Source organism: Paraburkholderia sp. GAS41, assembly GCF_050436545.1.
Lineage (GTDB): Bacteria > Pseudomonadota > Gammaproteobacteria > Burkholderiales > Burkholderiaceae > Paraburkholderia.
Map to the genome: position 1 here is coordinate 1 of NZ_JBNDMK010000042.1, position 17835 is coordinate 17835.

The window sequence follows — 17835 nt, forward strand, 5'->3', positions numbered from 1 at the left end:
CCATTCGAGGTCTTCGCCGCGACCCTTGCTTCAGCAAGTCAACCTCAAGGCTCTAAACATTAAACCCGCTGTTGCGCTTCACCCTTGAAACCGCCCTCCGCTAGCGTTGCTCGCAACGCCCTCACGGGATGGCTTGACCGGCGAGCGTCGGTCGTACGACCGCGTGTGCTGATAAGGGATCAATGCGCGGCAGCAAAAGATCCGGCCGTCCTCGTGCTGCGTGATGCACCGCTCGAAGACGCGATAAAGGTCGTTGAAACCAACTCCCGTTTCCCGGCTGATTTCCCGCAGAGGCGTGTGGCCGTCCAAAAACAGCGTCATCGCCCGGATCCGGCGCTTCAGCAAGTCGCGCCCCTCATCAGAAAGCGCGCTGTCGTCCGCCGCCGGCCATTGACCGATATCGGTAAGATCGCGCGGAATGTAGCTTCGATCAAACCGCAATGCGCCGAAGGCGACTCGCTTCATACCGGCTCCAGATGGGTATTCGGCCCCAGTGGCTCGAATGCAAGTGCCGGACATCCCACCTCGCCGGTCAGCACCAGTCTGAAGACAGCCGAGCGAACGAGCATCGGATCGACCGTCGCGAATCGCCGTTCGAGTTCTGCCAGCGTAGTGCCATCGCTACACGCGGTGATCACGTCCGACGTCAATTTCTTGACTGGAAGTGCGTAGCTACCTGCCAGGTAACGAAGCATCATGGTCCGGTTTTCGTGAAGCACCTGTGGGTCGTCGAGCTCCCGCGGATGAATCATCTGCAACTGCAGCGAAGAGGCGTGGCTCCACAAGTGAAAAGCCGGGAACAGGGGACCGCCCTGCGCCACCGACCTCGCCTCCCCCGTTTGCCGTACAAGGTACAATTTCTCGTCGTCGTGCGTACGGACCCAGAAGTCGACAACCCGGGGCGGCCTTGCGCCAGGAATGCACAGAGGCCGCTCGCAATACGTAACCACGTGCGGATCTGATTCGAGGCGAACCCACAGATCGAGGGCGAGCCGTCCAAACAGGGTTAGCCGGCGCCCGATCTTCGGGCCGAAGAGGTCATATCGATGCGCGCCGTGCGGACGTGCGTTGTTGACTGCCCGCAAGAAACGTGGTGGTATCAACGACAACGCTCCGGTTTGCCCGAGCATCATGTTTTAGTACAAAACGACCCGGACATCTGCGCGTCTGAGAGTGATAGCGGCTCACACGCCAATACAATCACCACAAAACACGTATCATTCGCTACGTTTTTTCGCGTCATAAGTGTGTATAGACACATTTACAGCATTTTGACGGCCTGACTGCTCATCGACCGCGTCTAGCCGTGAAACAATCCAACGGAAAGCCGGAAAAATAGGCCCTAAAGCCTTACCGCCATTGATTCTTCTTGTGCCGACGTCCGTCACCCGTTTGTTTCACGGACACGTCGAGTAGGCAATGCTAGGGCATGTGACATTTCAGACATTCTCTTCCCTCGCCTCGCATTTCCGACTTTCGCTTCTTGGCGCGTGTAAGCAAAAGTTCTGACGGCGCAGACGGCGCCCCACCCTTCACCCATTCCCGACCGCCCAAAGGTGCTGCAACTTTCGCTTCAACCGACGGTTGGTGGGCGGCGGCCATGTCGTCGTGTTACGCGTATTGGCGAGCCCGAACGCGCCGCACCGCGCCGTGCGCGGCGGGCAGTTCTACCTGCGCAACTCTGTGGGAAAGGAACCGATGGACATTCACGCGATCCGCACCGCCTTTACGTTCGCCGACGGCCTGGTCGAACGGGCCACCACCCTTCGTAACGACCGGCTCGCCCGCCTGGTGCACAATGCCGGCAGCGCTCCTGTGCTTGCGGGACCACGCCTGGTTTTCCACGTCGTACCGGTACTCGCGCTGACCCGGCAGGATGCGCACAGTGCCCGGGAGTTGCTTCGCGCCGGCAGCGCCCTGGCGCAGATACATTCCTGCGGATCTCAGCTTTCGGCGCCCGTGTCAATCTGGACGGTATCGTGTTCGAAGGTCCCGTCAGTTGCAGCAGGACCACACCGGGTGTGTCCAGCTCTTCCGTAACGGCTGCGCTGAGCTTGTCGGGACTGACCTCCTGCTCACGGTTGACGGCGACAGAAGCGGGATTATCGAACCATCGATGTGCGAATTCCCGATGGTCAGGCTCGACGTCCCCACCATCGCCCAGGCCCTTGCCTCCATGGGCATTCCCGCGCCCGCCTATGTATTCGTCAGCCTGACCGGGATCAGTCGACGCCTGGTCCGCGTCAGACAGTCAGGGCGTTACAGCGCTAACCGCGCGTTGCCCGCTTTCATTGACGACATCGTGCCACCGCCTGTGTATGTCGAGGACTTCGGCGCGGACCTGCTGCCCGTCCTGCGCCCGGCGTTCAACGTGGTCTGGAATGCGGTGGGCATTGTCAAAAGTCAGACCGATTTCGAGGAGGACAGCGTGCCCCCCGGCCCTTCCCTGCCCGCTCGCCCGGCTTCGGTACGGCCAACCACCGGCCCTGCGGGCGGCGTTTGGCCCGCGAGCGCGGGCCAGCGCGGCACGATAGCGCGCAGACGGTTAGTTGCGTTTTTGTTGCACGCTACCTCGCCTCAGAACGCCGCGATGAACGCAATCGACCACCCCCGAACAATACCGGGTCGTCCCCGCCAGTGACACGCGTGCGGAACTCGCTCTTTGGCGGAACCGGCTTCAAAGCCTGATCCTGCCACCGGACCTGTCCGATGAGGACTTCGTCGGGCGCTGGCACGCGGCCAAAGCGACTGGTCGCGGGCGACTCGCCGCCACCACCCTGGCACAGTACCGCACAGAGGCCGAGCGTCTGTTCTGGTATGCGCGCCATACTGGCGTGCCGATCTCAAACCGGGGGCTGGACGAGTTTGCCGCGTACGTCGGGTTCCTGCAGTCGCCCGCACCATGGGCAGTCCGCAAGGCCGGCGTGCGGCGCGGTCGCCCGACTGGCGGCCCTTTCTGGGGCCTCTGTCTGCCCGCTCAGCCAGCCAGACCCAAAAAATCGTCACGTCGTTCTTCGACTGGCTGCGCGACGTCGGCTACCTGCAGCTTGATCCCGCCACCGTACTGCCGACCGTGGGCCGCCGCGACCGGGATTAGCAGGCCCGCTTCCTCTCTGCCGACGGCACTGCGCTGGTCCGCGAAGCAATCTCGGCTCGCCCGGGCGCGGAATCGGGCCGCGAGGCGATTCTGTCGAAGGCGCGCGACCTGTTCGCGGTGGATCTGTTTGAACGGAAAGGATTGCGCACGACTGAAGTCGTTCAGTGCCGGATGGGCCATGTGCGGATCGAACCGGTACCCGAGACCCTGCGGCGCGGGTTTCCGGACGCAGCACTCTTACAGTGGCTGCTGCGCGTCGAACGCGGCAAAGGCGTCAAGGCGCGCTGGGGTGCCGTGCGACGAGATTGGTTTATCACTACAAGCCTATCGCATTGCGTTTGGCCTGCCACCGGTGCCGGCGCCAGATGAGGAGTTGCCGCTGCTGCTGTCAGTGCGGCGCTCCCCCTCGGGCCAGCTTAAGGACATCCGCGCGCGCACTGCGATCTGGAACCTCATAACCAGCCTGTGCAGCGAGGCTCTCATTTACGCCCGGTCCCATGGACAGCGTGCTGATGCCAACCGCTTCGAATGTGCTTCCACGCACTGGTTACGCCACAGCTACGCCAAACGACTGCCCCAAGCCGTCCGCGATGGCCTTGGACGCCAGTGCGGCACTCGAAAACATGGAATGAAATGAACGGTCCCTCCCACCGCTGACGGCCGTACGATATTCGCGCTTCGCAGCGAGAACCGGGCGACCCTTCGAGATAGGCGATCATCAGGATTTTGACAGGCAAACCGGAGAATCAGAGATGACGCTTACGGCAGTCGGTGTTGATATCGCGAAGTACGTCTTCCAGCTTCATTGGGTCGAGCCCGAGACTGGCGAGATTGTTCGCAAACAGATCAAACGCACAGCGATTCTCGAACACTTTTCGAATCGCACGCCTTGTCTGATCGGAATGGACGCGTGCAGTGGTGCGCATCATTGGGCGCAGCGGCTGATAGAAATGGGGCATCAGGTGAAGGTAATGCCCGCCAAGTTCGTCAAGGCGTTTGTTACAGGAAACAAGAATGACGTGGCTGATGCCCGGGCGATCTGGATGGCACTTCAGCAACCAGCGAAAGCGGTCGCCGTAAAGACTGAGGCGCAGCAGGCGGTCTTGGCGATGCATCGCATGCGGCAGCAGCTCGTGTAGTTCCGAACGATGCAGATCAACAGTCTGAGGGGATTGCTGACTGAGTATGGCGAAGTAATGGGCAAGAGCCGCGCTGCACTTGACAAGGGGATGCCGGGCGTCCTTGAGAAGCTCGTCGATCGATTGCCAGCAGTACTCATCGATACCCTTTGCGAGCAATGGAGTCGGCTGGCGGACCTGGACAGGCAGATACTCGACATCGAACGACGGTTGCAAGACTGGATGAGACTAGACGTGGCATGCAAGGCCATCGCCGCCATACCGGGAGTTGGCCTGCTCACGGCAACGGCCGCAGTCGCGGCCATGGGGCAGCCGCAGGCATTCCGATCAGGTCGTGAATTTGCGGCATGGTTAGGCCTTGTTCCAGGGCAGACAGGGTCCGGCGGGAAGGTGCAACTGTTAGGCATCAGCAAGAGGGGAGACACTTACGTTTGAACCTTACTAATCCACGGCGCCCGCAGCGTGCTGTTCCGTTCCAGGAAGCCAAACGAATGGATCGAGCAGATGAAGAAGCGTCGACCGGTGAATGTGGTGACGGTAGCGCTGGCCAACAAGATGGCGCGAACAATCTGGGCAATCCTCGCACAAGATCGACCTTACGAAGAGCACTACCACAGCCTGAAACCGGTTTAAGCGTGCGGTATGACAAGTGGCAGAGTATCAAGCTTGAGCAAAGCAAGTTATCGAAGAGTTGCGTTGGCGATGTAGCGTGATGACAAAGACAGGTCGGATCGGGATTCGCAAAACCTGAACTGTGTCCAGAGCTCAGAGCTCGCTCATGGAATGAGGTGGGAATCAGCGGATTTCATAGGGGCCCGCAGCATATATGGCTGCAACACGGCCGAATGTAGAGCTGCAACCCACCCTGTCGTTGCACATACGTAACCTGGCGCAAAGGTGACCGTTCATGTAGGACACAGTGACGTGCCCACCTTCCGCCAGTACGTCGACGGCGAGCCACTCAAACGCGCACTGGCCACCGCCCAAGTCCGACGAACTGCCCGCTGAGGCGGTTTTTTCGCTCGAAAACGGGGCGGATGACCATGTGACGGCTGGCGACTTCACGCGATTTTCTTAGGGTTCACACTCTGGCAAGCCACAAGGGATCTCCAAGCAGATCGTCCCCAAAAAAATTACTTTGCTTTTACCAGGCGTGGCTGCTGAAGGCGGAAGGGCACCTCGACGTATAAAAACCTGGTGGCCTTGCGCAACGGGCGCGGCGGTAACTGATGGCGCTCGGCAGCGCGCTTTCCTGAGCCGCTGGCGGCACCCGTTGCGCTGCGTCTTGCGCTAATCCAATCGAGGAACGATCAAGGGGCCGATCTCCGGACAGGTAATAGTCGGCATATTCATCGTACGCACAGCGAGTCTCAGGACATCAGCACCTCTGGTGACGGAGGCGTGAGTTATCCCTCGACGGCAGCTCCATCGTTCGGACGGACCAATGCACTGTGAGCAGCATTATGTGCGATCTACAGGTCTCATTCAGCCCGACAAAAAGCGCAACACGCCGGTCGTCTTTGGCGAAGAATATGTCAGCTGCAGTTGAAGTAGATGAGCTCGATTGATCCCTGTGATTCGAACTTTGAGACATCTTGGCCCGATACGAGACAACGCGCGTGCATTGCCTCTTTCCCAGCGAATCCGTCGGCACACCCGGCTGCGACCATCGTTGCTTACCCTCTTCAAAAAATCTTTGGAGGCGGATACGTCCCTGGCGGTATACGGTCGTGGGGGATTTACGGCGAGGCAGCCAACTTGCGTCGCTTCCAAGACGCCTCCTGCCGAATAGTGTGCTAGTAGCACACTGTTTCGTCTTCCCGCGGGGGGACGGGGACGGGTGTGACTACTCTACCCGTGCGGATGCGGAGATTCACGGGCGGCCGACCAATTCTGATCGTGTCGCCTCGCAAGCGGAGCCCGTCCGAGAAGTGTGCCTAGTAGCACACTCTCGTCCGCAACAACACGTCTCTGGTACATGCGATTTGCAGGCAGTCACTCAAGCAATCACACGTTGAAAGTGCATACACATCGCAGCGGCTTCATAGCGCGTTGAATCTGGCGGGCGAAAAAAAAGCCCGCGTCAAGGCGGGCTCCAGGCCTATCGGCGATAACTTCGATCAAGTGGGATCGCCGTTAAACAACTCGCTGATGACTTGGCGAATCCGAATCTCCTGTGCATCTGACAGGACGCCCGTCTTGATTTTTACGGTGAAGCTGTTCACGTCCTTGGTAATGCTGCCTGCGTGGGTATTTCCGGCAAAGAACTTCTCAATTGAACGCTCGCGAGCCGTTGTGCTAGATGCACGACGGCCGAGCAGGGCAGCGATCGCCGGCGCGTACTTTCCTTGGTCCAGGTTTCCGGATACGACGTCCGGCCAAAGTTCGCGAGCAGCGGCTACAGCATTCTCACCATGCTTCTTGATCACATTCGCAATCGCATCGGCGGCATTGCCACCAATAAGCGTCGGATTGATATCAAGGTCGCTCGTGATGAACGCGGGTAGGCTGTCGAATGCGAGGTATCTGTATAGCCCTCGCCGGCTCATGCCGACGGCTTCGGCCAAGCGCGTGCGATTCGGAAATTCTTTTTCCGTACGGCGGAGGGAGACGGAAATCTCATAGTCGGCCAAGTCATCCCGGCCAATGTTTTCGACCAGAGCCAGCACGGCCATATCCTGATCCGTGCAATCAACAACGAGGACTTTTATTTCCTCAAGTCCCACCAGTTTATGCGCGCGCCAACGCCGCTCGCCCGCGACAATCTGATAGGCAGACTCCACTCGGCGAACGACGATTGGTTGTAGCAGCCCGACCTCGCGAATTGACTCTGCGAGTTCAGACAGCTTCGCCTCGTTGAAAACCCTCCGGGGCTGCCACGGGTTCGGCACTATCTCTGACACGGGCAGGACTGATTGCGCGCCGCGCGTCTCCAACTCCTGAATCTTGATATTGGCCGCAGCCAAGGCGGCAGCCATCCCCGGCCCAGTCTTCGGTTTATCGCTTGTTTGCTTGGACGCTGCGATTTCGTCCTTCGGGATATCTGAAGCAGCGCGCAGATTAGCGGTCTGCTCGGCCATTCGAGCACGGATGTTCATTTGCCGAGCCTCCATTGTTCAACGTACATGTCGTCAATCCACTTGCAGTATTCCCTGAGCGGCTGACGAACCCGCTCGACAGTTTTCGAACTCGCGTCCTTCTTGCTTAGGTCAAATACCGTCGACAATGCAAGCGCGCCACTACTCATCGCCGAGCTTGCCGGAATTTCGGTTGTCGTCAGCCAGTCGCCATATGCCCGTTGTGTCCATGGACGAACCACGGATGCCGACGAAGTCGGGCTGTTATCGACCTTTGAAAGGATCACCGAGATGAAGTCGTAGGCCTTGTTGGCCTCCTTCTCCATGAAGTTCCGCGCGATGTCGGAGAACAGCCCCCAGAACGACACAGAACTGATGAAGTCGAGGCTTTCCGGAACCAACGGCATGACCATCGAATCCGCGGCCATCAACGCATTGAGCGTCAGGTAGGACAACGAAGGCGCCGTATCGAGGATGATGTAGTCGTACTGGCTGCGAAGCGACGAGAGACCTTCACGCAGGATTGCCCAGAATTGAAAGCTGGGCCTGGTCTTGAGCATCGACGGAATGTAGAACTCCGCACTGAACAAGGAGGGATGTGCGGCGATGACGTCCAGACCGTCCCAGTAGGTCTGCTTGATGAATGATGACAGCCCGCCTTCGATGGTCTGGTCATAGATGAACGGGAGAACCGTCGAATCCTCATCGACCTCCTTCTCTGCATACAGCCCGCAAAGCTCGGAAAGTGATGCCTGGGGGTCCAGGTCAATGGCGAGCACCCTCCGGCCGCGGAGCGACAATCCCTGCGCAAGGCACATCGACGTCGTCGTTTTGGTCGAACCCCCTTTGAAGTTGGCGACGAGGATGACCTTCCCGTCCGCACCGCGTGACCCTGTGACAAGAGGCGACTGGTATATTTCGGACAGCTGCTGCACGTAAGTCCGCGCCTCGGCAAGTGTGAATTGGCGGCTACGACCAGTGCCCGATGCCTCACCTGCTGGCAACGTGCTCCCTTCCCTTGTGGCTTGGTAATGAATCTTGGTGCGGTCCAGTCCGCAAAGCTCGGCAATCTCAGCCGTAGTGAATATTGGAGCCGATTTGCGCGGTTTCGGCGTCAGGATGCTGTTACGCAAATCCTCTGTGAGCGTGTTAAGCGTCTCCGCGAAACCCGCAAGCTCACCCAAGGTCACTCTTCGCGTAATTGCAGGGAATTCTGCTTTAGACATGTTTTTAAGGTTTAGTCAGAAATCGAGTCGAAGCGTAGAATACTAGAAAAACACAAAAAAATGCGGGTAACTTAACCACGTCTCTTAGAAAGCAGAGTTAAGTAGCTATTTTGCAACCAAAAACATTTGGGTATTTCATAATATGAGATGCATCCATTTCCGTGGCGCGTTGTACACTTTTTATGAATGCATTCTCGAAGGCCGTGGTGAGGGGAATTGTTGAACAAGTGGAGGTTCGGCCACGATGGTGGGTGAGAACTTTTGTTGAATACACCAGAGAAGAGGCAAGCGGTGCCCACTCGAAACGATCATGATTACCCTTGCAGTGCAGCAGAATCACTGCGGAGGACAACACGACCACAATATTCCTCACCATCATTCGCATTGCCGGCCTGCCCCAGAGTCCAGTTCACCACGAGCGACCAGCGTCGACACTAGTCCAACAAAACTTCTCACCATGCGCCAGGGGGGGCGCGACGCGGCAGTGCACCACAATTCTCCTCACCATCGCGCCGGGAAGGTCAGATTCCGCCTGAATACTCCCTTACTACCGAGGCCAAAACGCGTTTCTCCCGGTGGGCACGAGGGTGGCGCTGGGGCCAACTCAAATCCGCTCACCGTTGCCAACAAAAACACTCACCGCTCTCCCAGGTTGGCGTGCGGGCTCCCCCGCCACGCAAGGCATTAGCGACATCAACGAACGCTTCAACAATTCATCTCACCATGGTCTGCGCCTGCAACAGGAAGTCTCACTCTAAACGGGTAAACACTTCACTCTCATAGCGGAATTTCCTTCACCTCTCCCAACAAAACCGCTCACCTCTGACACAAAATTGCTCACCTTTGCGGAGCTAACTAATTGTTTCTTCAAGAGATTGATGCCCCCTGTATGTAGGTTAGTTTGTAGTTTCTAAGACTCTAAAACACAAAACCAACCTTACGGCTCGGCGAAAAATAGCACCTGATAGCGCCATGGTGAGCCTAATTGTTGCCCTGTTTCCGTTACGAACGTGGGTGAGCCAAATTGTTGAAACATCAGTTTCATGGTGAGCCTTTTTGTTTTGACATCTCACCTACGCGTGTTAGAGTTTTCCGCGGCGAACAACGAAGAAAAGAGGGCCACTATGTCCAACGACGTATCGACACGCGCAACATCGCGCCAGATGTCGCTCGAACTGTTTGAGGAGATGTTGGCGACCGACCTGCCGATCCACAAGTCAACCAAGGAAATCGGCTACCAGCGGAATAACGTTTTCGTCGATGTCACGGACGTCGGAGTCACAGCCCGTCGCCTGCTTGATGCAGCGCATTTCATCGTGGCGCAGGAGCCGACCGTACCGAAGTATTACGACGTTGAGCTGAGCTACTTCAGGTGGCTTATGCGTTACGACAGCTACAACTACAAGCATCTGAGAGCAGTAGTGTCCGAAGCACAGAAGGCACTCATCCAAGTGTCCACGGCACCGCATGGCAGCACTTCACCCGAAAACGAAAAGTGGGTATCCGTGCAGCTGCTCGGCATTGTCGGTATCGACAAAGGACGCATAACGTTTGAAGTCCCGCAACCGCTTATCCGGCACATCAAGGACCCGGAAAAGTCGCACTGGTTAAGCCTTCGCATTACATCGGCTTTCACCCTCACTTATGCACGTGCAATCTATGACCACGTCGTTGCTTACGTGACGGACGGTATCACGGATTGGTTTGAAATCGATGTGGTCCGAAACTGGCCAGGCAAAGCGGGCTCCAGCGCAACAGTTTTCAAGTATTTCAAGCGGGACAGTCTAGAGCCCGCGGTAAAGCAAATCAACGAGGTTTCTGACATCGATCTGAGCTACGAGACGCGCACCGAAAGCCCCAAGTCCAAGAAGATTGATCGGATCCGCTTCAGGCTTTCCAGGAAGGAAGGCGCCGATACCGTTCGCGCGAGCTTAATTGGGTTGAAGGAAACCTACACCACGTTGAAAAACGAATTCGGCTTCACCGAGAAGCAGTTCAGTGTCATCTCGCAGAACCGTGCAATCTGGTCCGATGAACGTATCCTTGATGCAATCGAATACACCCGCGCAAAGATTGATGACGCGAAGGTGGTTAAGAGTCCTGCGGGCTATCTGATGAAGGCCATCACCGAGGGCTATAAGCTCTCAGAGGCTGAACGCCGGATGAAAACGGTACTGGCCCAAAAAGCCTCGGAAGAGCAGGCCGAGGTGACTGCCAGATCCTCCACGAGGATCGCGGTTGAAGCGAACAGCGCAGCTCGCGAGGAGGAAGCCAAGCTGCGATTGGCCGACGAGGTCCGCGCTGGTCGCGAAGCTTTCGTCCTGGTCGACGCACGGACGAGGAAAGACTTCATGCGCGCGTACATTGCGTCGCCTTCTGGCAAGCTGGCCATCAAGCGTCTCAAATTCAACATAGCCACCATTGGCGAAGCAGACGTTCTCAACCACGCGGACCTTTCCTTTGCCTTCTACCATTTTGTATATCTGCGCAACAAACCCAAGGCAGCCCGAGCGCGCACCTGACCGGCCGAAGACGAACGCGCGCGGCAAATGACCAAATTTAAGCAACTTTTACACCATTATGTGAACGCGTCCCAGTTAGCAAGGTTTGGCTTGCGTGCGCTGGAAGCAAAGCTGGGTTGCGTGCATGAGCACCACACGGCGCTGGTCGGCGCAATTGGCACCCTCCCGGCCGAAGCGACCCACCGCCGATCACGTAGAGCCGGTCAACCACGCTTTGGCAGGTCCATCCATGATGTCTAGGGGCGACAAGAATGGCCCACGCACCGCTTAGGAGGGTAGGGCGCCCGTTGCGAGAAATGAGAGCGTTTTGGCAATCGACCGCTTAGCGTCAAACGGGATCTTTGCGGCATTTGCCCTGATTTGCTCCGTTCCAATCATTGCCATGATCGAAGCGATAGTCTTTGCTGTTCGCAACGATAAAGAATCGGCGCCCCCAAAAGCAGCTGCCACTTCGTCTGGCACCTGTGCGAGCGCAATACGGCGAGCAACCATATCTCGAGAAAGTCCCAAGTCGGCCGCGATCTGTCGCTGGGAAGACCAAACACCATCGTTTAGCATAGCCCGATAGAAGCGCCCCAGATCCACTGGGGCTGCCTTTCCTTTAAATTTGGAATGCTGACTAATTGCTTTGGCGCGATCGGTCTAGATCTGTTTGATATATAAAACCGACCCAACGCCGCAGGCGTGCAACTGCTATCACGCAAATTTGCGTGGACGTTGATAGCCTTCTGTCGGTCAGAGATGTTTTCCTTAGCAATTATATGGAACTTCATAGGCGCGCTGTTTCGGGTGGAATGGTATGCGTTAGAGGGGTGACCCTGTGGAGGTGTGGAGTCATCCGCGCGAGGCAAGCTATGGTTTAAGCGCAGCCAGAGATTTCTCCTGCTCACGACCTGCGCCGGTTTGTACTTAAGCCTGTGGTTATCGTCTGAAAAGGTATCAGCAATCAGCCGACGTCAAGGACGCCTTGTTCCGCGGATATGCGTTCAGATGTAGAACGCTTGCTTCATTGATGGAGTGCCTGTAACCGGTTACAGGCACTCCATCGCATACGTTGATGCTAACCAATTGATTGCTGGCCGTTTTCCTCGAAAGTGCGCGCCGCGTTTCTATCCGAAGCGTGCAATTTCTGAGCGCACGCTATCGAAATCATCCACTCATAGATGTGTTCTTGGTGTCGAAAAGCTCCAAACTTTCAGCATCATTTCGGCAAACAGGCTGTAACCGGTTATAGGCACCCGCCTTGCGGATAGCGTTGGCGTCAGGCGCTTCGGCACGAAAAGAAGCCTCAAATCGCATCGCTTTTGCACGAATTACTACCCGTTTGGACTGGTTCAATTGAGTCGGCCCAACTGGATAGTCCGTCATGCGTTTCTTGAAGAGTAAAAAGCAGATCGCGTTATCGCCCTTGCCGGGCGGTTACAACGAGGAAGACCCTGAAAAGGTCATCTTCGACAACGGCACGCGCCTGCGTGTCGAAACCAATCACTGGAAAATCTTCAGTTTCATCGTTGCGGCTTTCGCCGTCGGCGCAGTCTGGACACGCCAACCACCGCCCTCCGTAGTCAAATCGTATGGAATATCGGCGGATGCGGGAGGGCACCCCATTGTTCGCCAGCTTACCGCCTACAAACCAGAAGACCAGGCACTGCGAACCTCGATGAAGGATTCGGTCACTGCCTGGTTCACGATCGAACCGATCCTGACCGATAGCGTCGAGAACTCGCGCATGAAGCGCAACATCGACGCGATCAAGGCACAGATGGCTGGCAACGCAAAAAGCCAGTTCGCAAACTGGCTCAAAACCGACGCGCCATACCAGGCGATCACCCTGAATCCAAAGCTTGTTCGTGAGGTTCGCGTTTCATCGGTTTCGCTGCTGGACGAATCCACGGCGGTCGTTGAATTCACAACAAGCACCACCCAGAACCCGACCGACAAGCCGGTCGTCACGCATTTCGCCTTGACCTGGCGTTATCAGATCGTTCCCCCTTCGGCGGACGACGCGCTCACGGCGAACCCATTCGGGATTTTCTATCCATTGTTCACGCTGGAAGAGACGCATCAATGAGCCATGTTGTCCGCAAATTCATCAACTGCGTTGCGATCCTGACATGTGCAGTCGCATCGGTCCCGGCTCTCGCCGCGCATAAGGCGCCGCTGCAAGCGGACGTCGCTGGCGTGCCGTCATTAGCGACCGCTGCACTGGCCGACCCGCTCAGTCCTGCGAATCCGTTCAACACCGGGGCCGATCCGGTTTCAATGCCGGGCGACGCGCGTATGGCGGTGTTTCCGTACAGTCGCGATCAGATCTTCCGGGTAATGACGGCTCCGCTCAAGCTGACCACGATCGAGCTGGCTCCCGGTGAAAAGCTTGTATCCGATCCGGGCCTTGGCGACTCGGTCCAATGGATCATCGATACCGACGGCGCCAATCACGTGTTCGTCAAACCCACGAAACCGGGTCTTGTGAACACGATGCATCTGAGCACAAATCAGCGGGAATACGATTTCACACTCGTGTCCTCACCGCTCGGCGGACTGTTCTATCAGAGCGTGCGTTTTCGCTACCCCCAGTCGTTGATGGAGAAGGTTCGCGCACGTGACGACGCGGGTCGTGCCGGGACAGGTGGGGCAGGGGACGGCCAGGTCGGCAGTGATTCAGGTACCGGCGAATGTCGCGGGGTGGAAGTGGCACCCGGCAAGCTGGATTTCGACTACACCGTGTCCGGCTCGGCTCCGTTTCGTCCAGAGACGGTTTTCAACGATGGCCGCTTCGTCTGGATCATGTTGCCGAAAGATGCGCCGTACCCGGTTCCGGTCGTCAAGGACCACGGCGATATCGTGAGCCCGGACTTCAACAAGTGCCATCAGTACCTCGTTGTCCAGCAACTGGCCGACGAGATCGTGCTGCGTGGGCCGAACGACGAAGTAAAGATCACGCGCGGCCACCACGGTCTGTTCGGCTTCTGACCGGGGCTCCGCCATGGCACAACCGAACCAGCAACCGGGCAGCGATCAGCCTTCGATCGTCAAGGGTAAATCACCGCGCAATGCGATCCTGGCTGTCGGCGCCGTTGCGGCCATCGTCATCGCCGCGATCGGTTTCTATTACCAGCTCAAGCAGACCAACGAGGTCGCAGAAGAGGCGAAGCTGCAGCGCAAGGAACGGGAATCGGCTGCGGTCCATAAGGAGGTATCGACTAACGACGACGTCGACAAGATCATCGACGACCAGATTTCGGCTGCGAAGAAGCAGGAAGCGGCCGCGCGCGCGGCATCGTCTGTCGCTGCGCAAGCTCCAGCCGAACTTCCCGCCCAGCTTCCAGGCGCAACGGGGCGCCCGTCGCTCACGGCTCAGGGTTTCCTGAACGATCCGGCCGCCAATAGCGCGCTTGCGCAGAAGACGGCGCAGGACAACATCTACGATTCGCCGATCTTCAGGCCCGGCGTCAAGGTTCAGGACCAGAGCACGCAGCAGCAGTCACATCTGCCCAACGTGCCGACGCCTGCTGACGTTGCCGACGAGCAGGCCGCTGCACAGAAAGCGGCATTGAATGCGGCCAACGCACAGGCCCAGGCGTTTGGAGCCAAGGCGGGGCAGGGGTCCACCCAGACAACCCAGCAGCATGACATGCAGTTCATCAACGACGCCAAGGCACAGTCGGCTACGGGTGAGGGATTTCTTGCAGCGGGCTTCGTTGGGCAATCGAGAGGCTGCACCCTTTCACCACCCGGGCACATCCAGGTCGAGACTATCGAAGGCCTTAATTCCGACCGGCCCGGAACGGCGGATCTCGTCGTGGAACAGAACGTCTATGACAGCCTGGGTAACGGCTGCCTGATGATTCCCAAAGGCTCGACTATCGTTGCGCCCTATAACAGCGACATCCAGGTGGGACAGGAAAGCATCCTCGTTGCCGGTACGGAGCTTCGCCTGCCCAATGGCAAGCATGTTCCGCTCTTCGGTGCCCAGGGTGCGGACCCGGATGGAACGGCGGGTTTTTCTGGCGACGTCAACAACCACTTCCTCAAGATCTACGGTACGTCGTTTCTGACGGCAATCCTTCTGGGTACGTTCGACAAGAGCAGCACCACGGCGACGACGTCGAACTCCCTGGGCGTCACCCAGGTGGGATCGACGGCGGGGCAGGTGGCTGCCAACACGGCGCAGTCGGTGCTGAGTCGGTACCAGAACATCCCACCCACCATCACAGTCGAGCCGGGGAAACGGTTCATGATCAAGGTGAACCGCGATATCACGCTAGAGCCCTACCGTGAATAAGCGCGTTCTTCTCGCATTTGTGCTCGGGGTTGGCGTAATGGGCGCGCGTGGCGCAACCATCAGTCAGGTCATCAGCCCGGCGAGTATCGTGATCGCCGATGCCGGCGCGCGGCACGTCTTGACGCTGGACGGCACGCCAGTCCTCTACTGCGGGCTGAACGCATTCACGGCGTGGGCCTCTCCGTTCGTTGGACAGTCCATCAGCAGTGACAGTGATGCGGGAATCACAGTCGATGTGCAATCCCGCGCCGTCGGATTGCGCGAGCTGCTCATCCACAACGGCTGGCTGCAGCCCGCACGCCTTGACGATGATGCGCAAGCCGCCATCGCCGAGCGGCGTGGGGGGTGGGCGTGCGCGCCGATCACGGCGATGTTCCAGGCCATGCACACAAGCATCGATCCCAAGGTGCTGGCAGGCGTCGCACTGAACGAGTCCGCGTTCAACGGGCGACCGTGGCCATGGACGTTGAATGTCGCGGGGCAGAGCTTCTTCTTCCGCACGCGTACGGACGCCTATGAGGCGATCGAAACGCTGCTCGCTGCTCGCCGTTACGACTTCGATGTCGGTTTGATGCAGATCAATTGGCACTACCACGCGAGCCGCTTTGCCTCGCCGTGGGATGCACTCGCGCCCGCAACGAACATCCGTATTGCTGAAGACATTCTCAACGAGAACTACAGCAAGACGCATTCGGTCGCGAAGGCGATCGAGTACTACCACAGTGCGAACCCTGCGCCGGGACAGGCATACCTCGCGCAGTTCGCGCGCCACCTCACCCAGATCGAAGCGGGCCCATGAAGCGCATCGTTACCTCCATTGCTATTACCTGTGCGATGGCCGCCGGCGTGCTGGCGCATGCAGCCAGCACCGACCCGTTCGACTTTGACTATGAGATCGACGGTGGCCTGACCGAGCGCCCGGCGCTGATCTTCAATGACGGCTCAAAGACCTATATCCAGCCACGGGCGGGGCAGGTCATTACCGCTGACGGTGGTCACGAGGAAGGTCCCTATGTTGTGATCGATGGAACGCCGGAGACCGTGAGTTATCACATCGGTGGGCAGACAGTCGCGGCACGCTGGACCAAAGCGAACGCGTTTATTGGTGGCACAGGCGAGATTCCGACCGTCCAGAAGGATGATGAGCCAGCATCGTTCGACGGATTTTCGAACAGGCTCGTCCTGATCGGCGGTCACGGCGCACTTCAACCTGTGCATGGGCTCGGCGCCACGATGCCGGTCGGGAACCTGGTCAAGGCGCTCGTCCCTCAGGGCTGGAGCGGCTCTGCCCAGAAGGACGTGGACCTCACCAGCGCGACGCAATTCCAGACCCATGAAGGGGAGAACTGGCTGCAGGCGCTCGACCGGCTGATGACGCAATCGGGCTTCTACGCCGACGTGAATTTCAATGCGCGACATGTGCGCGTGCATCGCGATGCGCCTAAGTCCGCGGCGTTGAACTATGCAGCGGGCCAGCAGCCGCCCGCGGATTCGGCCAATGCTGCGTCCGGCCCCTTGGCAACGGCGGTCACGTCGCCGGAACCATCCATGCTCGCCCAAAAATTCGGCGCAGAGGCAATCCGCGACGGTGATGACTCGCATACGCAGATCCGCTTCGCTTCGAAGCCACAGCCAGAGTTGCGGTTCCTGTCGGCCGACGGCAAATCCCTTCATCCGAAGTGGGACGGCAGCGTTGTGACGATCGACCGCGTGGACCAGATATTCGTATCGAACGGCTCGGCACGCGTCGAGGTTGCGCGCACAGCAAGCACGGTCTATGACTTTGACCAGGCCAACCCGGCGCATCTGGAGGCGGTGTTCGACAAGGATGGCCAGACCTTCTTCAAGTTCGCTGATTCCGTTGTTCGCGTCACGGTCGCCGACGTGCGGCATCTCGGTAGCGGAGAGCAGAAGGGTCAGTACTACCGCTTCAACGGCGTAGCCGACCAGTTCATCGTGACGGCGGATGGACAGACGGTCAACGTCACGCGTCGCCATGATGTGAAGTACTCCGAGCCCGCTGGAGCGTCGTCATGATGCGCCACGTCCTGATCGCTGCGACGGCTGGAATTCTTCCCATGATCGCCGCACACGCAGACTGCCTGAGCGATGCGGCGAACTACCAGCACATCAGCGTTCAACTGGTGCGTGCAATCGCGCAGAAGGAGTCCGGTATGCGCGCGGACGCGGTCAACGTGAATACGGATGGGTCGGAGGACATCGGGCTCATGCAGGTCAACTCGGCGGAACTGCCCACACTTGCGCAGTTTGGCATCGGGCGCGCGCAACTCTTCGACGCATGCGTGAACGCCTATGTGGGGACCTGGATTCTCGCCCGCAAGATTCGACGCTTTGGCCCGACCTGGAAAGCGGTTGGCGCATACAACGCTTCGTCGAGTTCAAAACAGCTCGTCTATGCCAACGACATCTACCGACGTCTTCAGCGAGTCACCCATTGATCATGCCAATGCAAATCACCATACCGACTG

General features: G+C 58.3%; 14 protein-coding genes and 1 pseudogene. 9 read left to right on the forward strand and 6 right to left on the reverse strand.

All coding sequences use genetic code 11. From position 1 onward, the window contains the following. Positions 1 to 78: 78 nt before the first annotated feature. From P3T43_RS33550 to P3T43_RS33560, 3 genes are all read right to left on the reverse strand, one after another. Positions 79 to 465, reverse strand: coding sequence for a hypothetical protein (locus P3T43_RS33550; protein WP_429285299.1), 387 nt, complete (start codon positions 463 to 465; stop codon positions 79 to 81). Next, positions 462 to 698, reverse strand: a complete 237-nt coding sequence (locus P3T43_RS33555; RefSeq protein WP_429285300.1) for a hypothetical protein — start codon at positions 696 to 698, stop codon at positions 462 to 464. Before P3T43_RS33555 ends, P3T43_RS33550 begins: the two co-directional genes overlap by 4 nt. 913 nt (positions 699 to 1611) lie before the next feature. Beyond that, positions 1612 to 1932 (reverse strand): hypothetical protein, encoded by a 321-nt coding sequence (locus P3T43_RS33560; RefSeq protein WP_429285301.1) that lies wholly within the window; start codon positions 1930 to 1932, stop codon positions 1612 to 1614. Between the two features lie 67 nt (positions 1933 to 1999). Here P3T43_RS33560 and P3T43_RS33565 point away from each other — a divergent pair, with 67 nt between their 5' ends. Beyond that, on the forward strand, positions 2000 to 2641 hold the full coding sequence (locus tag P3T43_RS33565; RefSeq protein ID WP_429285302.1) for a hypothetical protein: 642 nt from the start codon (positions 2000 to 2002) through the stop codon (positions 2639 to 2641). Between the two features lie 336 nt (positions 2642 to 2977). Here the strand turns inward: P3T43_RS33565 and P3T43_RS33570 are convergent, their stop codons facing one another. Continuing rightward, a complete protein-coding gene (locus P3T43_RS33570; protein WP_429285303.1) occupies positions 2978 to 3277 on the reverse strand; it encodes a hypothetical protein in 300 nt (99 codons plus the stop codon). 572 nt (positions 3278 to 3849) lie between these two features. On the opposite strand from P3T43_RS33570, the pseudogene P3T43_RS33575 reads away from it, so the two are divergent. Further along, positions 3850 to 4869 (forward strand): annotated as a pseudogene (locus tag P3T43_RS33575) (IS110 family transposase). Positions 4870 to 6356: 1487 nt separating this feature from the next. Here P3T43_RS33575 and P3T43_RS33580 read toward each other — a convergent pair. After that, positions 6357 to 7334, reverse strand: a complete 978-nt coding sequence (locus P3T43_RS33580) for a ParB/RepB/Spo0J family partition protein (protein WP_429285304.1) — start codon at positions 7332 to 7334, stop codon at positions 6357 to 6359. Next, positions 7331 to 8539, reverse strand: coding sequence for a ParA family protein (locus P3T43_RS33585; protein ID WP_429285305.1), 1209 nt, complete (start codon positions 8537 to 8539; stop codon positions 7331 to 7333). The genes P3T43_RS33580 and P3T43_RS33585 overlap by 4 nt, the downstream gene beginning before the upstream one ends. Before the next feature lie 1124 nt (positions 8540 to 9663). Between P3T43_RS33585 and P3T43_RS33590 the strand changes: the two genes are divergently transcribed. The 7 genes from P3T43_RS33590 (at position 9664) to P3T43_RS33620 (ending at position 17805) form a co-directional block, all read left to right on the forward strand. After that, on the forward strand, positions 9664 to 11061 hold the full coding sequence (locus tag P3T43_RS33590) for a replication initiation protein (RefSeq protein ID WP_429285306.1): 1398 nt from the start codon (positions 9664 to 9666) through the stop codon (positions 11059 to 11061). A gap of 1366 nt (positions 11062 to 12427) precedes the next feature. Continuing rightward, positions 12428 to 13132, forward strand: a complete 705-nt coding sequence (locus tag P3T43_RS33595) for a type IV secretion system protein (protein ID WP_429285307.1) — start codon at positions 12428 to 12430, stop codon at positions 13130 to 13132. Further along, entirely contained in the window at positions 13129 to 14034 is a 906-nt protein-coding gene (locus tag P3T43_RS33600; protein ID WP_429285308.1) for a TrbG/VirB9 family P-type conjugative transfer protein, read from the forward strand. Before P3T43_RS33595 ends, P3T43_RS33600 begins: the two co-directional genes overlap by 4 nt. 13 nt (positions 14035 to 14047) lie before the next feature. Further along, positions 14048 to 15346 carry a TrbI/VirB10 family protein gene (locus P3T43_RS33605; protein ID WP_429285309.1) on the forward strand — a complete coding sequence of 433 codons (1299 nt, stop codon included), beginning with the start codon at positions 14048 to 14050 and terminating at the stop codon, positions 15344 to 15346. 37 nt (positions 15347 to 15383) lie between these two features. Next, positions 15384 to 16145 (forward strand): transglycosylase SLT domain-containing protein, encoded by a 762-nt coding sequence (locus P3T43_RS33610; RefSeq protein WP_429285328.1) that lies wholly within the window; start codon positions 15384 to 15386, stop codon positions 16143 to 16145. After that, positions 16142 to 17383: a TrbG/VirB9 family P-type conjugative transfer protein gene (locus P3T43_RS33615; protein ID WP_429285310.1), complete on the forward strand. Its 1242-nt coding sequence runs from the start codon at positions 16142 to 16144 to the stop codon at positions 17381 to 17383. The genes P3T43_RS33610 and P3T43_RS33615 overlap by 4 nt, the downstream gene beginning before the upstream one ends. Further along, complete coding sequence (locus P3T43_RS33620) at positions 17383 to 17805, forward strand: lytic transglycosylase domain-containing protein (protein ID WP_429285329.1); 423 nt, start codon at positions 17383 to 17385, stop codon at positions 17803 to 17805. Before P3T43_RS33615 ends, P3T43_RS33620 begins: the two co-directional genes overlap by 1 nt. The last annotated feature ends 30 nt before the right edge of the window (positions 17806 to 17835 follow it).

Coding starts and splice junctions, on each gene's coding strand:
- P3T43_RS33550 (WP_429285299.1), bottom strand. CDS start 465: ATGAAGCGAGTCGCCTTCGGCGCATTGCGGTTTGATCGAAGCTACATT.
- P3T43_RS33555 (WP_429285300.1), bottom strand. CDS start 698: ATGATGCTTCGTTACCTGGCAGGTAGCTACGCACTTCCAGTCAAGAAA.
- P3T43_RS33560 (WP_429285301.1), bottom strand. CDS start 1,932: ATGTATCTGCGCCAGGGCGCTGCCGGCGCGAAGCAACTCCCGGGCACT.
- P3T43_RS33570 (WP_429285303.1), bottom strand. CDS start 3,277: ATGGCCCATCCGGCACTGAACGACTTCAGTCGTGCGCAATCCTTTCCG.
- P3T43_RS33580 (WP_429285304.1), bottom strand. CDS start 7,334: ATGAACATCCGTGCTCGAATGGCCGAGCAGACCGCTAATCTGCGCGCT.
- P3T43_RS33585 (WP_429285305.1), bottom strand. CDS start 8,539: ATGTCTAAAGCAGAATTCCCTGCAATTACGCGAAGAGTGACCTTGGGT.
- P3T43_RS33590 (WP_429285306.1), top strand. CDS start 9,664: ATGTCCAACGACGTATCGACACGCGCAACATCGCGCCAGATGTCGCTC.
- P3T43_RS33595 (WP_429285307.1), top strand. CDS start 12,428: ATGCGTTTCTTGAAGAGTAAAAAGCAGATCGCGTTATCGCCCTTGCCG.
- P3T43_RS33600 (WP_429285308.1), top strand. CDS start 13,129: ATGAGCCATGTTGTCCGCAAATTCATCAACTGCGTTGCGATCCTGACA.
- P3T43_RS33605 (WP_429285309.1), top strand. CDS start 14,048: ATGGCACAACCGAACCAGCAACCGGGCAGCGATCAGCCTTCGATCGTC.
- P3T43_RS33610 (WP_429285328.1), top strand. CDS start 15,384: ATGGGCGCGCGTGGCGCAACCATCAGTCAGGTCATCAGCCCGGCGAGT.
- P3T43_RS33615 (WP_429285310.1), top strand. CDS start 16,142: ATGAAGCGCATCGTTACCTCCATTGCTATTACCTGTGCGATGGCCGCC.
- P3T43_RS33620 (WP_429285329.1), top strand. CDS start 17,383: ATGCGCCACGTCCTGATCGCTGCGACGGCTGGAATTCTTCCCATGATC.